Source organism: Desulfitobacterium elongatum (assembly GCF_055378975.1).
Window position 1 is genome coordinate 2,024,093 of sequence record NZ_AP038772.1, and the last position, 14,028, is coordinate 2,038,120.

The window sequence follows — 14,028 nt, forward strand, 5'->3', positions numbered from 1 at the left end:
GAAGGAAGAGTATTATGGAGATTACAAGCAGAAAAATAGTCATTACGCCAACGTCAACTGAATTGACATTTAAGGATATCGTAGGGGCCTGGAAGGTTCGTTGGGGAATTAACAGAATGAATTATAAGGTAGAACCCGGTCTATACAGTGTCGGGAAACCAGATGCCAATTCGCCAGTAATGGTGACTGCGAATTATAAATTAAGCTTTGATATGTTAAGGAAGGAATTGAAAGGGATAGATGCATGGATTCTAACGCTTGATACGAAGGGAGTCAATGTGTGGTGTGCAGCAGGAAAGGGGACCTTCGGGACTCAAGAGCTTCTGAACCGTATAGCAATCGTGCAATTGTCAAAGGTTGTGTCTCATAAAACAATCATCTTACCCCAATTGGGTGCACCAGGGGTAAGTGCCCATGATATTACTAAGTTTACCGGTTTTAAGGTGATTTATGGGCCTGTGAAGGCGAAGGATATTAAAGAGTTCCTTAATTCAGGAATGAAAGCTACTCCAGAAATGCGAACGGTTAGCTTCAGTACATATGATAGAATTGTCTTAACTCCTGTAGACTTAGTCAGTACGTTTAAGCTATCCTTAATTATTTTTGGGATACTTTTTTTGTTAAATCTTCTTGGAGTGGGGCCCTTTGGTTTGGTTGATTTCTATGCCTATATTGGTGCGATTATCGTAGGTTGTGTCTTAACCCCGATCTTACTGCCCTGGATTCCAGGCAGTCCTTTCGCTTGGAAGGGATGGGTCTTGGGATTTATTTGGGCAATCTTCGTAAATGTTCTGAATGGATGGCCGGATGCTCCTCAATATACTCTCTTAAGAGCACTGGGGTATTTACTTATTTTACCTGCTGTATCCGCGTATTACGCCATGAATTTTACAGGCTCTTCAACGTTTACGTCTTTTTCAGGGGTTTTGAAAGAGATGAGAATTGCAATTCCTGCTATTATTATCTCCATATTCTTGGGGGGAGTTTTATTTCTGATTAATAGTTATATTTAGTGGAAGGAATTATAGAGAGGAAGTTAATAGTATGAAGCATCGATATTTAAAAAATGTATCGACTTTAAGACTAGAATCAGAAAAGTGTACCGGCTGTGGCAAGTGTATTGAAGTTTGTCCGCATAATGTATTTTTAATGAGTGATCGTAAATTAGTCATCGTTGATAAAGATAGTTGCATGGAATGCGGGGCTTGCGTTAAGAATTGCCCGTTTCAAGCATTAGAAGTTAAGCCGGGTGTGGGCTGCGCATCTGCAATTATTAAGGGTTGGCTAACAGGCTCCGAACCGAGCTGTGATTGTTCTGGAAGTGGCGATAGTTGTTGTTAGTTTGCCTTTAGTAATTATTTAAACACAAAAACGGTAACCCATCTACGGTTACCGTTTTCTAATAGGACTACACTTATTTACCTGAATTGGGCAAACCAACAGCTTGTTGTTGCTTTAAATCACAGGATTTTTGTCTTCGTCTTCCGAGCATCAAGACTATGGTAATTAAGACGATGCTAATACCCCATTCAATAATTGGACTGTCTCCTAGAAAATTATGAACTAAAGGTTCACCTACAATCATCGTCGCTGCTGTATGAGTAATAACTGCAGCACCTATCTGGATGATTACCGGGAAACGATTAATTGCTTTAATAACAAGGGTACTTCCCCATACCACAATCGGGATACTAATTACTAGTCCAAACATTACCAATATAAAGTTACCGTGTGAAGCCCCTGCTACGGCTAAAACATTGTCTAACCCCATCACAGCATCAGCTATGATAATGGTACGAACAGCAACCCAAATATTGGGACAGGATTCAACACCACAATCTTCTCCTTTATCTTCGGTAAGTAGCTTATAAGCCATCCAGAGAAGAAGGATACCACCGGCTAACATTAGCCCAGGAATTTTTAACAACCAAACCGCGATTAAGGTGGCAAGGGTACGGATGACAATTGCCCCCGCTGTACCGATGAAGATGACCTTCTTTTGTTCCTTATGTGGCAAATTACGCGCAGCCATACCGATGACTATCGCATTATCTCCACCAAGAACTAAGTCCATGAGCACGATGGATAGAAGGGCACTAAAAAATTCGGGACTAAATAACTCCATTTCTTTCTTCCTCTCTTTTCATTTAATGATTTTTTAGAATGATTAGACTAAAGATAGTACAGCATCTAATAGAAGACCTTAGAGGTATAAGGTAGAGTCTATGGAGGAAAGAGAGAACCGAAGACTTTATAATAAAAAGAAAACATAAAAGACCTTCACCCCCTTTTGGGCAAAGGTCTTGCTAACAACTGTGTTGCCAACAAAGCCGGGATTAAAAATCCGTAATGACGACTTTGCTGTCCAGCTACTCCCCTTTGAACTATTACTTTATATAGTATATAAAAAAATAGTTAATGTGTCAACGGGCTCCAATCTTTTTCCCCGTTATCTTCAATGATTCCCAGTGTCACATCAGAAATTTCAGGACTTGCAAGTAAGGAATCCCGAACACGGAATTTTATATCATCTGCTTCGGCGAGAGATAAGCCGGATCTTAACTCAATATAACTCTCCGTATGATAAAATCGTCCTTCTTGAATAATGCGCATTTTGTTAATGTCTCGAACATCGGGGTCTGATAAGATAATTCGAGCTACTTTTTCCTCCACTTCCAGTGGAGCAGCAACCCCAATGAGTCCAACCATATTATCGTAACCTACCTTGAAGGCAGCGCCACCCATCATTAATCCGATAAGGACTGCTGCAAGTCCATCGAGTATTTTATAGGGTGAATAATTACTGATTAGAATAGCCAAGAAGGCAAGTGTTGCTCCTGAGGTCGCTACCAAATCCTCATAGAATACGAGTCTCGTTGGTGGTGCAGCGCGGCCTACGTTGCGAAAGGCATTGGAAATGAGGTTGAGGCCATGGGCCTTAGTTTGAGTTTCACGTGCAATTTCATGGAAGGCTTTGAAGAGCACATAACCATCAACCGAAATGGATATGAAGAGAATGGATAGAGTAAGAAAAAGGTTCGAGGTTTGCACAGGATGCTGAATGAGGTGGATTCCTTCCAAGATGGTTTCATATGCCATAATGGTAACGACTATGACTGCAATCATGCAAAATACATTGATCAATCGTCCGAAACCCCTTGGGAAACGACGCGTCGGTTTTCGCTCGGCGAGTATACTTCCTGCAAAGACGAATCCTTGATTTACGGCATCAGCCAAGGTATGCATCGCTTCTGCAAACATCGCACCGCTCCCACTGATGAGGGCAGCAATCCATTTGATGATTGCTAGTCCTATATTCCCTATCGTTGCAATGCCTGAGGAGACATTTCCTTTTTTAAGGATTTCAAAAGTCATATTTAAACCTCCAACAATCAGGATGATTGGGCCAAAGAATCGCAAACTTAGTATGGACAACTTGTAAGAAAAATAATTGTTTTTCCTTTTAATAGTTGCCTTGTTAGATTGTATTGAATATAAATTTAGTTTAAAATTCCTTTAAAGGGTGGTAGGAGAGTAAATTATGGATGAAAAGAGGGGTTTCGATGCACGTTCTCATCGCTGTCGATTCTTTTAAAGGGAGTTTAAGCAGCCAAGAAGCAGGAGAAGCAATCACAGTTGGAATTCAGCGAGTATACCCTGATGCCACGACCGAGGTTATCACCATGGCTGATGGAGGAGAGGGGACAGTTGAAGCCATCGTTCAAGCTGAAAAGGGAAGAATACACACTATGAGTGCTACATCACCAATTGGTGAATCTGTTGAGGCGATTCTTGGACAGTTACCGGATGGGACAGCCGTCTTGGAGATGGCTTCAGCATCTGGCTTGCCTCTAGTTCCTAAAGAAAAAAGAAACCCTCTAATGACGACAACTCGGGGGACAGGCGAACTGATCCTTAAGGCATTAGATTGGGGAGCCAAACACATCGTTATTGGGATTGGCGGGAGTGCAACCAATGATGGTGGAGCTGGAATGGCTCAAGCGCTCGGGGTAAAACTCCTAGACAGAGATGGTCGAGAGCTAGAACCTGGTGGGGAAGCCCTTGCGCGCTTGGAGAAGATCGATTTAACGGAGTTAGATCCCCGTTTGAAAGATACAGAAGTTATCGTCATGTGTGATGTGGATAATCCTCTCTGCGGACCTCGCGGAGCGTCAGCGGTTTATGGTCCGCAAAAAGGCGCAACTCCGGAAATGGTTCAACAACTCGATCAGAATCTCGCCCATTTCGCTCAGAAGATTCAAGAGCAAATCGGTATGGATTTACTCAAAGTGCCTGGGGCAGGTGCTGCAGGAGGTTTAGGTGCCGGATTACTCGCTTTTACCGGGGCGCAACTTAAGACTGGCATTGAAGCGATTCTTGACACGGTCGGATTCGATGAGCGGCTTCAGCATGCCGATATTGTCATTACAGGCGAAGGACGAATTGACGGGCAGTCTGTTTATGGTAAAGTCCCAATGGGGGTCGCCAAAAGGGCCATGAAATATGGGAAACCTACCTTGGCAATCGTTGGTTCGATCGGACCTGGATCAGAATCCCTTTATGAGCATGGGCTGAGTTCCATTCTTTCGATTGTGAATGGTCCGATGTCTTTAGAAGATTCGATGGCTAAGGCGTATGACCTAACAGTCGAAGCTGCCGAACGTGGATTTCGTATGCTCCGCATGGGAAAAGGAATCGTATTATAAAAATAAGTGAAGCCCTCATGAAAGCAGGGTGTCCTAGAAAAGTTTTTAGGGCCCCTGCTTTGATTAATCCGTAATTAAAAGCTCTTCTAGGAACATCAAGTTTTTCGCTCTCAATTAAGGACTCTTAAGGTAAGGGTTTATAAGGGGCTTTCGGTGTGTGCGGGCATAAATATGTTAGCGAGCCTTCGATAGCGACTATATCTGCAGTACTTCGTCCATACTAATAGTTATACGGAAACGATAGCAAAGCGAAGTTATTTTCTAAGATTTAAAAGGATCGAATTCATATGATATTGCAGAAGAAATGGATGAGGTGCAGTGAAGTTAAAGACATTTATCCTCGTCAGTGTGCTCTCCTTCGGACTATTTGGTTGGGCTAATTATGCTTCGTGGAGCTTACCTCATCCGATCGACGAAAACGGTGCTCAGGGAAAGAAAGTCTGGCAAAAACATAATTGTGTCAGTTGTCACACGTTATTTGGCAATGGGGGATATGTCGGACAAGATTTGACCCATATCATAGCGAAGAGAAATCGAACAGAACTCGTTGATTTTTTCCTTGATCCGCCAGTCTATCCACCCGATAAAAAGAGTAAGCATCCGGGTTTGACACTGGTAGAATCCGAGAAACTGATCAGTTATTTCGAATACCTTAACGATATCCCGACCCTAGGATGGCCTCCTACGCCGAGAAACACGGAGGGTAGGGAGGGTCTATGAAAACGTTTCAGGGGGGAAAAATAGCGCGTTGGTATGTTCTGTATGCAGTCTTTTTGTTTTCAGCACAGGGGGTAGTCGCTTTGCTTGGGGCGAGCGCTCTTATCATTCCTGATTTACCGTCGCCGATTCCATATGAATATGGGCGTTCGATTCATCTTGCCCTTGCGAATTTCTGGCCACTCATTGGCACGATGGGAATGGTCTACTATTTTACGGTACAAGAACTAAAGTCGGAGATTTATTCGTTAAAAATAGCCAAGTGGCAATTTTATGTTGTCTTTCTTTCTACCGGGGGGCTATTTAGTACCCTGGCTTTACGCATAGGGAATGGAAGAGAATATCTGGATGGATTACCCTATTTCTATGCGGGAATTTCTTTCGCTATTGCGCTGGGGACCTATAATCTCCTAAGGACGCTTTGGAAGGGGAAGAAGAATCTAACTCCTGCTTCAGTGGTCATGACTGCTGGGCTCGTCTTTTTATGTATCTTGCTTATTCCCAACGTACTAAGTATTCGAAATCCTGTAGCTGATGAGGCAGTGAAATTCTGGGTCGTACATGCATGGGAGGAGATGGCCTTTGAACTGACCACGAGTGGATTTGTTGCTTCGTTCTTTATTACATCACATTTAGCTGAGAAGAAGGATATGGAAAAATGGCTTTACCTTGAAGCAGGTTTAGCTGTTTCTGGTGGGTTATTTGGAACGGGACATCACTATTATTGGATCGGGTTTCCCTCTGTATGGTTAATTATCGGAACGGTGTTTAGTTTGATTCAGATGATCCCTGTATTCTTGCTTGCGTATTTGACGTATAAAGGACTTAAAAAACGTCGACCAATGGACCGACGAGAAAAATTGACCGCCGGGTTAATACTGAGTAGCATGTTTTATCATATTACCGGAGCTTCTCTCTTGGGATTACTTATCACCGTACCGTGGATTAATCTCTACATGCATGGTACCTACATCACTTCGGGGCACGCTCATTTTGCCTTGTTTGGTGCTCTGGGTTTTTTGGTTTTGGCTGGCGCGTATTACATTTTAAGTGAAGGAAATGAACCCAATAAGAAGGCTTACCTCCTCGGCTTATTCGGCGTACTTCAACTCAACGTTGGATTAGTCATTATGGGGACCTCACTCCTTATAGCTGGTTTTCTTCAAACCTATTTAGGACGTGTCTTAGAGATTGACTTTATACAGATAAAAACCATCGTTAGTCCCTATTTAATCATCAGGGTACTTGGCGGACTCGTTTTTACGCTGGGGGATATGCTCTTGAGCTGGAGGATTTTCAAGACGTGGTGGGAGACCCGTGCGAAGAAATCGTAATGAATTTACTTAAAGTCAGCGATTGATTGAGCTTCGAGGAGATTGAGGGCGAAAGGATGTCATCGGTGAAATTTCTAAAATCATAAATCACCCAAGAAGCGTCTAGAATGACGTATTTGGCTTAAAATCGCCTTTGACATCACAGCGCCTATCGCGTAGAATAATGAATGTAGAGATTCTTTCCAATTCAAAAACTTGGAGAGAATGCACATAAGTAAGGGGAGTAGCGAGCGGCAGAGATGCCGTGGATAGTGTCGCCATACGGTCCGATGTGGACCCGGCCTATCACCGTGAAAGTTGCAAGACCTTACCCAAAGCAAATGGGTAGGGTCTTTTTCTATACCACGATAGGCCTTGGAATGGTATAGCGCAGCGAGCCCTTATATCGGAGAGGAAGTGATAAAAATCTGATACCATGATTCTCTAAGTAAAGAGAATGAAATTCATAGAATCTTCATAAGCTTTTCATGGTAGAGTCCAATTTCTGTGCTAGACTTAAAGTGATTCCCATATCAGGTTATCTGCTTAGACTGGGAGAAATTTGATAAGTTATATTAGGTGAAAAGGATTTTCAGTGAAAGAAGGAGAATACCAAAGAGACGTAAGGTATTTGAGTATTTTCTTAGGAGATTTTCAGATATCTAAGAGATTTCTCACACATCATTTTTTTGGAAATAATATAGAGAATGAGTGTGTTCAAAACGAAAGGAGAACAAAAAATGGGATTATTTACTCGTGTTAAAGACCTTTTACAAGCCAATATTATGGATATGGTGAATAAAGCAGAAGACCCGGAAAAAATGTTAAATCTTTATGTAGAGAGAGCAACTGAGGAGGTTCGGAACTTCCAAATTCAAGTAAACCGAGCCGTTGCAGATAAGATTCAGCTCGAAGAACGCATTGAGACTCTCACTAAGGAAGTAGCACAACGCACTGAGCAGGCAACTTTGGCGGTTCAGCAAGGGAAGGATGATTTAGCCCGCACAGCCTTAACTCTTAAGAAACAAGCTGAAACGAGTATTCTTGATTATCAAGCACAGCTGACCGAGCAAGCCAAAGCGGTAGAAGATCTCCAAGAAAATTTACGTATCCTAACAGAAAAATTAGACAAGGCAAAATTAGAACGCAATAACCTTATTATGCGCCAACGCCGTGCTGAGACGATGAAAAAAGCCAATGAAGCAGTTTCTGGGATGTCGAATCAAGATCCGATGGCAAACTTCGACCGGATGAAGGAAAGAGTTGAACGTTCGGAAGCAGAAGCCAAGGCCTCCCGAACCATGATTCAAACCGGAAATAGTATCGAAGATCAGTTTGCTGAACTTCAGAAAAACAAGGCCGGTTCTGAGATTGAGGATGAATTAGCACAGCTAAAAGCTCAGTTGAAAAAAGAGGAGTAGTCTAACGTCGCATTTCAAAATGATGGATGACAAGGATGATGGGCATGAAGAGGTGGATGAAAAGAATCGGAGTAACCTTCACGACCCTTTTAATCCTCACGAGCCAGGCCAGTGTGGTTCTGGCTCGTGCTGGAGGAGGAAAGGGTGGTAGTCTCGGAGGAAGCTCCGGCGGAAGTTTTAGTGGTGGATCTTTTTCAGGAGGAGGCCTTTCAAGCGGCGGTCTTTCAGGAGGATTCCCAAGTCGTGGATTTGGAGGATTTTTCCCCTTCTTTTGGTTCGGGGGCTCTTCTACGGGCACTGGATCAATGTTTGGTGGAATATTCAACCTAATCGTTCTCATCGGTATTCTCTATCTCATTTATAGATTGTTTAGCTCTTCAAGAAATCGTAGGCGTGCAAAAAACGGAGGAAGAGGATTTGGGAATCCTTTTCAGACAGGGAATAAACCCGACTCGCGAAGCACGGGTTCAGATTATTCGAGTCAAACGCCTTTGGATATCACGGGAAGGCCCATTACAAATGATGATAACCTAATGAGGTTTGGTAAAGCAATCGAATATACGCGCGAAAATATGCGTTATTATGCTGAAACATTTCCGCGCTGGGATCGTGACTATCTCGTAGGTCGAGTGAGACAAGTTTATTTCTGGATTCAAGATGCTTGGACACGTCAAGACTTAACTGGTGGAGAGGATTATTTAGCCCCAGCTCTTATCGAACGATATAAGAGAGATTTGGCGGCTATGAAAGCCCGTGGCGAACGAAATGTAATCAAGGAACCTGTACTTCATACAGGGGATGTCCAATTTATCCATAGTCACTTAGATGAATTGCAACAACACTTTGTCGTAATGATTGCTGCAAGCCAATATGACTATACTGTCGATGCTTCTGGCCGAACGATAGCGGGAGAAGATGATAACCGACTTTATTTCACCGAATTTTGGGAGTTCCGTTGGGATGATAATCAATGGGTACTCAGCGAAATTCATCAGGAAGATGCATTAGAGATTACGAAAATAGCTCGGGGAGACGAGTATTAGAGATATGAAAAAGCCACCGTAAATGAAACGAACCCCAAAAGGTTGATTTCAAAATCGGTGGCTTTTGAATATAAAATTCGAAGTTAAGCTTTTGCTTTTTCTTTTCGGTCAATGTATTGCCAAACGAGCCAGGCACTGCCAAATATAACGGCTCCACTGACTAGAGCTAAGATAAAGCGCTTAGGATGCTGCATAAGATGCCAAAAATCATGTCCAAACCATGATTCCCAAACAATCATAGGAAACTTCCCAAGCAAGCTCGCCCCTAAAAATAGAGGAAACTTCATCGGGGAAACGCCAGCTGCATAGTTTACTGCTGCAGAGGGTAAGACGGGAATAAGGCGTGCTAGAACGACAAGATAAAAATTCTTGGCGTCGGAAAGTTTGTTCCATTTTCCGAGTTTGGCTAAGTGTGGACGAGCCCACTCTTGACCAAGATAACGAGCGATCCAGAAAGCCAGAGAGGAACCCATCAGGCTACCTGCGAGAGAAAGCAGAAATCCTCCGATCCATCCAAAAAGCAAAATGTTGATTCCTGCGATTAAGGTAAAAGGGATAAAGGGAAAGAACATCAACAGGGAAATAATGAGTAAATCTAAAATGATTCCTTTCCATCCTAATTGGAGAATCAGGCTCTGAAAGGCTTCAGGGTTTTGCAACCGAGGATAGAGAAAAATGATGATAAGTGCAGAAAGAAGCAGGGTAAGGTATGAAACTATTTTTTTTCGAGCCAAGACCAACCTTCCCTTCATTTTTTGCTATCTATCGACAAGTATATCTCAGAATTTTTCTCTTAACAATGGGGTAAACCCAAAAGGTTTTTGGTTTCGACATTATTCGAATATTAGTTTTACCCACTAAACTATAGAATAGAACTCATTCATTGCAAAAACCCGAATAGGGGAGCAGTTTAGTGTGCTCCCCTATTCGGGTGAAATAAAACTATGGCTACTTAAATTGAAATGTGAGCGAGTGCTATGTCATCAAAAATTAGCACTTGTCGTTTATGAAAAGGAACTTTTTTAAAAGTTCTAGAAATGAGACTTTTTTAATTGAAATAATATGATAAAATGAAGAGATAGAATAGGGTGTTCTCCAAATGAAGGGTGAGAGGCTTGTGCAATTGCAAGAGTTAGAGGCTATTGAATACGTCCCACAATTAGATACCATCATATCCACTCTTGCCCAGGACAAGTTTGAAGGAGTATTGGCTACACGAGAACATATTATATATGCCACTCCAAGGGCTCTCTCCTTGTTAGGAATTCCCTCGGGTATTAAACCTGAGAGACATCCTTGGTTTAAGGAGATATTCTCAGGAACGAACAGAGTCCATAAGACAATGAGTGGGTGGCGTGGGGAAAGTAATCTCTTTAGCCACGTGATAGGGGTTCCCCTCCTTGATGCTTCAGGGGAAGTGAAGGGGGCCTTCCTTTATCTCACTGCCTATAGTAACCCTTTGAACACTGAGGTTTTGTTGTCGATTATTCAAGAAATGAATCAAGAAGAAAACCTTTTGACGGCTTTAAACCTATTTACTCGACGAAGCCTCGAACTTTTTGGCTTTGCCGCGTCAGGGATTTATCTACAGGAGGAAGGAAAGTATGAACTCTTATCTGTGAGTGCTCGTCAGCAAGAACATACGCAATTTCTCAGAAAGCGAGTGTTCCCTAAGGATTTTAGTGCGGACGGGGTTGTGTTAGATGGTGAATCTCAACCTGTCTTGCAAAACTTAAGTGAGTTAGATGAAGAATGGGTATTGCCTTTTATAGACACGGGCATTACTCAGCTCGTTTTCATGCCGCTGATTCATTTTGGACAAAAGATAGGGGCTATCGTTTTACTCGGAGGTCTAGAGGGATCCCTCGATAAAGATCGATACTTTTACATGAAGCAAGTTATTCCTTTAATTTCCTCTTTTATCTATGAACAACAGTTGCGGTTGGCTTCAATCGAACGGGAACAAGAACTGACTTTGTTACTTCGTGGAACAGAAATTCTCGTACAAGCGGATTCAGAAGAACAGCTTTTGACAGAAGCCGGAGAAATGGCCATGGAGATTTTATTTCTTCCTGGAGGATTCTTCTTACTAGAGAATCAAGAAGGTATAGCCGAAATACGTGCACCCTTTGGAAGATTGAAGCAGATGGACTGGGATTGGCTTACCTGGGTAAGAAAGTATATTCCTCAAGAGAGCTTTTCCTGCAAAAATAAGGATGTGCATTTTCTTGACATAGAAGATAATCCTTTCAACTGGGAAAGAGTACGGATTCAGCCTCTTAAGACACATAGTGGATTAGTCGGAGAACTATGGCTCATGAATGCGAGGGAACAGGCTACTGAACAGAGGCAGGAAATCCTAGCTGCATTTGTCCGTGTCGTGGGAGTTGCCCTAGAGACGATAAGGCAGAGGGATGAACTCGCGCGACTAGCTAATACAGATCGTTTAACGGGGATACTCAATCGTCAAGGCTTTGAGCGGCGAATTCGTGAAGAAATAGCAGGCGCACTACGAAGAAATTCTTCGTTCCTATTGTTAGTCCTCGATCTGGATATGTTTAAACAACTTAATGATTCATTGGGTCACCCTATTGGGGATGAAGCACTGAAATATATTGCGCAGAACTTACGAGCAGCAGTTCGTGAAGAAGATATCGTTGCCCGGACAGGTGGAGATGAATTCACTGTCGTGCTGACCGATGTTCAGATTGGGGAGGAAGCCGTCCAAGTTATTGAACGCATGAAGAAAAGCATGCGGCTGGAGGATTATAACCTTGGAGTTAGTATCGGCGTGGCGGAATTTCCAGCAGAAGGACGAAATTATAATGAATTGTATCGACTAGCTGATAAGAGACTTTACAAGGGTAAGAACTTGGGAAAAGGGAATATTATATCGACTTAGCTCTCCGAGGTGGGGGGTATTTTCTTTAGTATGACTCCATTGAGTATCCATTGTAGGTAAAGGCAGTGAGAAAAATGAAGAATTATGTTCGAACAATCTTGGAATGGGCTGGACTTATCATCGTTGCGTGGTTAATTTCTTTTGCCATACGGACGTTTGTTTTCGATACACGGATCGTTCCGACCGGGTCGATGCTTCCAACGATTCAACTTCAGGATCGAGTCATTTTTGATAAACTGTTCTATCGCTTTGCTCCCTTGGAGCGAGGAGATATTATCATGTTTCAGCCTCCAAAGGTTTCCGGTGAGTCTGATGACCTGGTGAAACGAATCGTGGGTTTACCTGGGGAGACCTTGGAAGTTCGAGAAGGTAAGGTCTGGATTAATGGAAAGGCCCTAGATGAAACGTATTTGAATCAGGCTCCGAAATATACGTATGGGCCGATCGAGATTCCGGAGAATGCCTATGTTATGTTCGGAGATAATCGAAATAATAGCAAGGATAGTCATATCTGGGGCATTTTACCCAAGGAAAATATCGAAGGCCGAGTGATCATCCGATATTGGCCTCTTAATCGATTCGGAAAGATTTAATAAAGGGTCGGGAGGATATCTTGACCAATCAACTATAGTTTCTTGACAGAATGAAAGGCGGAGTAGAAACATGAAGTATGCGAGCTGGATGAATAAGGTTGGGGAGAGTTTTATCGGGGAGATGCTGAGAGCGGCTCAAAACCCAGAGATGATTTCCTTTGCTGGAGGACTACCTGCGCTTGAGTTATTTCCAGATCGAGAACTCAGGGAAGCCTTTCAAAAAGTTTTTGAGGAACAGGGAAGAGCGGCCTTACAATATTCTGAGACTGCGGGTTTCCCTCGGTTAAGGGAATGGATAGCTAGTCAACATAGTCGAAATCAAAGACCAGCAAGAATAAGTGAAGTGATAATTACTACGGGAAGTCAGCAGGGTTTAAGTCTCTTAGCCCAGACCTTCTTGGACCCAGGCGATACTGTCTTTCTCGAAACGCCCACTTATCTAGGGGCGATTCAGGCCTTTGAAGGTTTCCGGGCAAACTTCCAGATGATTCCTTCAGATGAGGAAGGGATTATTCCTAGTGAGTTGGAAAAAGCCCTTAGTGTCACTACCCCGAAATTTCTCTACTTAATTCCGAATTACCAAAATCCGTCTGGAAAAATCATGGGCTTAACTCGCAGGAAGGAACTACTTAAGGTCGCACAAAAATATAACTTGTTGCTTGTTGAGGATAATCCCTATGGTGAACTGCGTTTTGAGGGAGATCCATTGCCAAATCTAGCTGATTTAGGAGAGAATGTGGTTTATCTCGGGACATTTTCCAAGATCCTCGCTCCTGGACTTCGAGTAGGATATGTAGTGGGAGATGAAGATATTATCGCCCATTTGGAGCAAACCAAGGAGGGCGTCGATTTACACAGTAATAACCTGACACAGCGGGCAGTTTATGAATATTTGAGCCAAGGGTATTTGCCAGAACATATCCAGAGATTGCGGGAAGTGTATGGTGTCCGGCGGAATGCTATGGTCGATGCAATACATACCCATCTTGGAGATAAAGTGGAAATAATTGTTCCAAAGGGAGGCTTATTCTTGTGGGCAAAGCTCATCGGCAAGGATAATAGCTTTGATTATGTTCAAGAGATGATCCAACACAATGTACTTTATGTCCCGGGAGCGTTGTTCTACGCTGATGGGCGCGTTTCCAATGAAATGCGTCTGAATTATTCTTGTTCTACTCCAGATATCATTGAAGAAGGGGTTAAACGGTTGGCTCGGGGGTTGAGTAAGTAGATTCAGCGCATGTAGAAGGACGAAAAGGCTCGTTCACTACTTCGCGAAAAGCTACGCTATCACGTCTTTGAAAAGTTTGCTTTGGTGAATAGAGTAATAGAA

At 42.8% G+C, this 14,028-nt stretch carries 13 protein-coding genes; 10 read left to right on the forward strand and 3 right to left on the reverse strand.

Annotated features, from left to right (window positions below):
- The first annotated feature begins 14 nt into the window (after window positions 1–14).
- Entirely contained in the window at window positions 15–1,013 is a 999-nt protein-coding gene (gene hgcA / locus ACZ42W_RS09590) for a mercury methylation corrinoid protein HgcA (protein WP_464170301.1), read from the forward strand.
- A 31-nt stretch (window positions 1,014–1,044) separates the two neighbouring features.
- Window positions 1,045–1,341, forward strand: a complete 297-nt coding sequence (hgcB, locus tag ACZ42W_RS09595) for a mercury methylation ferredoxin HgcB (RefSeq protein ID WP_464170303.1) — start codon at window positions 1,045–1,047, stop codon at window positions 1,339–1,341.
- A 73-nt stretch (window positions 1,342–1,414) separates the two neighbouring features.
- On the opposite strand, the gene ACZ42W_RS09600 is transcribed toward hgcB, so the two are convergent.
- Complete coding sequence (locus ACZ42W_RS09600) at window positions 1,415–2,125, reverse strand: TerC family protein (RefSeq protein WP_464170305.1); 711 nt, start codon at window positions 2,123–2,125, stop codon at window positions 1,415–1,417.
- 290 nt (window positions 2,126–2,415) lie between these two features.
- On the reverse strand, window positions 2,416–3,375 hold the full coding sequence (locus tag ACZ42W_RS09605; protein ID WP_464170307.1) for a cation diffusion facilitator family transporter: 960 nt from the start codon (window positions 3,373–3,375) through the stop codon (window positions 2,416–2,418).
- 188 nt (window positions 3,376–3,563) lie between these two features.
- Between ACZ42W_RS09605 and ACZ42W_RS09610 the strand changes: the two genes are divergently transcribed.
- The 5 genes from ACZ42W_RS09610 to ACZ42W_RS09630 all read left to right on the forward strand — a co-directional run bounded on the left by ACZ42W_RS09610 (window position 3,564) and on the right by ACZ42W_RS09630 (window position 9,200).
- Window positions 3,564–4,706 carry a glycerate kinase family protein gene (locus ACZ42W_RS09610; protein WP_464170936.1) on the forward strand — a complete coding sequence of 381 codons (1,143 nt, stop codon included), beginning with the start codon at window positions 3,564–3,566 and terminating at the stop codon, window positions 4,704–4,706.
- A 318-nt stretch (window positions 4,707–5,024) separates the two neighbouring features.
- Window positions 5,025–5,426: a c-type cytochrome gene (locus ACZ42W_RS09615; protein WP_464170309.1), complete on the forward strand. Its 402-nt coding sequence runs from the start codon at window positions 5,025–5,027 to the stop codon at window positions 5,424–5,426.
- On the forward strand, window positions 5,423–6,757 hold the full coding sequence (locus ACZ42W_RS09620; RefSeq protein ID WP_464170311.1) for a cbb3-type cytochrome c oxidase subunit I: 1,335 nt from the start codon (window positions 5,423–5,425) through the stop codon (window positions 6,755–6,757). Before ACZ42W_RS09615 ends, ACZ42W_RS09620 begins: the two co-directional genes overlap by 4 nt.
- 719 nt (window positions 6,758–7,476) lie before the next feature.
- Entirely contained in the window at window positions 7,477–8,157 is a 681-nt protein-coding gene (locus tag ACZ42W_RS09625; RefSeq protein ID WP_464170313.1) for a PspA/IM30 family protein, read from the forward strand.
- A 44-nt stretch (window positions 8,158–8,201) separates the two neighbouring features.
- Window positions 8,202–9,200 (forward strand): Tim44 domain-containing protein, encoded by a 999-nt coding sequence (locus ACZ42W_RS09630; protein WP_464170315.1) that lies wholly within the window; start codon window positions 8,202–8,204, stop codon window positions 9,198–9,200.
- An 83-nt stretch (window positions 9,201–9,283) separates the two neighbouring features.
- On the opposite strand, the gene ACZ42W_RS09635 is transcribed toward ACZ42W_RS09630, so the two are convergent.
- Window positions 9,284–9,934 (reverse strand): TVP38/TMEM64 family protein, encoded by a 651-nt coding sequence (locus ACZ42W_RS09635; protein ID WP_464170317.1) that lies wholly within the window; start codon window positions 9,932–9,934, stop codon window positions 9,284–9,286.
- A 365-nt stretch (window positions 9,935–10,299) separates the two neighbouring features.
- On the opposite strand from ACZ42W_RS09635, the gene ACZ42W_RS09640 reads away from it, so the two are divergent.
- The 3 genes from ACZ42W_RS09640 to ACZ42W_RS09650 all read left to right on the forward strand — a co-directional run bounded on the left by ACZ42W_RS09640 (window position 10,300) and on the right by ACZ42W_RS09650 (window position 13,926).
- Window positions 10,300–12,102 carry a sensor domain-containing diguanylate cyclase gene (locus ACZ42W_RS09640; RefSeq protein ID WP_464170319.1) on the forward strand — a complete coding sequence of 601 codons (1,803 nt, stop codon included), beginning with the start codon at window positions 10,300–10,302 and terminating at the stop codon, window positions 12,100–12,102.
- Window positions 12,103–12,176: 74 nt separating this feature from the next.
- Complete coding sequence (lepB, locus tag ACZ42W_RS09645) at window positions 12,177–12,695, forward strand: signal peptidase I (protein ID WP_464170321.1); 519 nt, start codon at window positions 12,177–12,179, stop codon at window positions 12,693–12,695.
- Window positions 12,696–12,765: 70 nt separating this feature from the next.
- Window positions 12,766–13,926, forward strand: a complete 1,161-nt coding sequence (locus ACZ42W_RS09650; protein WP_464170323.1) for an aminotransferase-like domain-containing protein — start codon at window positions 12,766–12,768, stop codon at window positions 13,924–13,926.
- The last annotated feature ends 102 nt before the right edge of the window (window positions 13,927–14,028 follow it).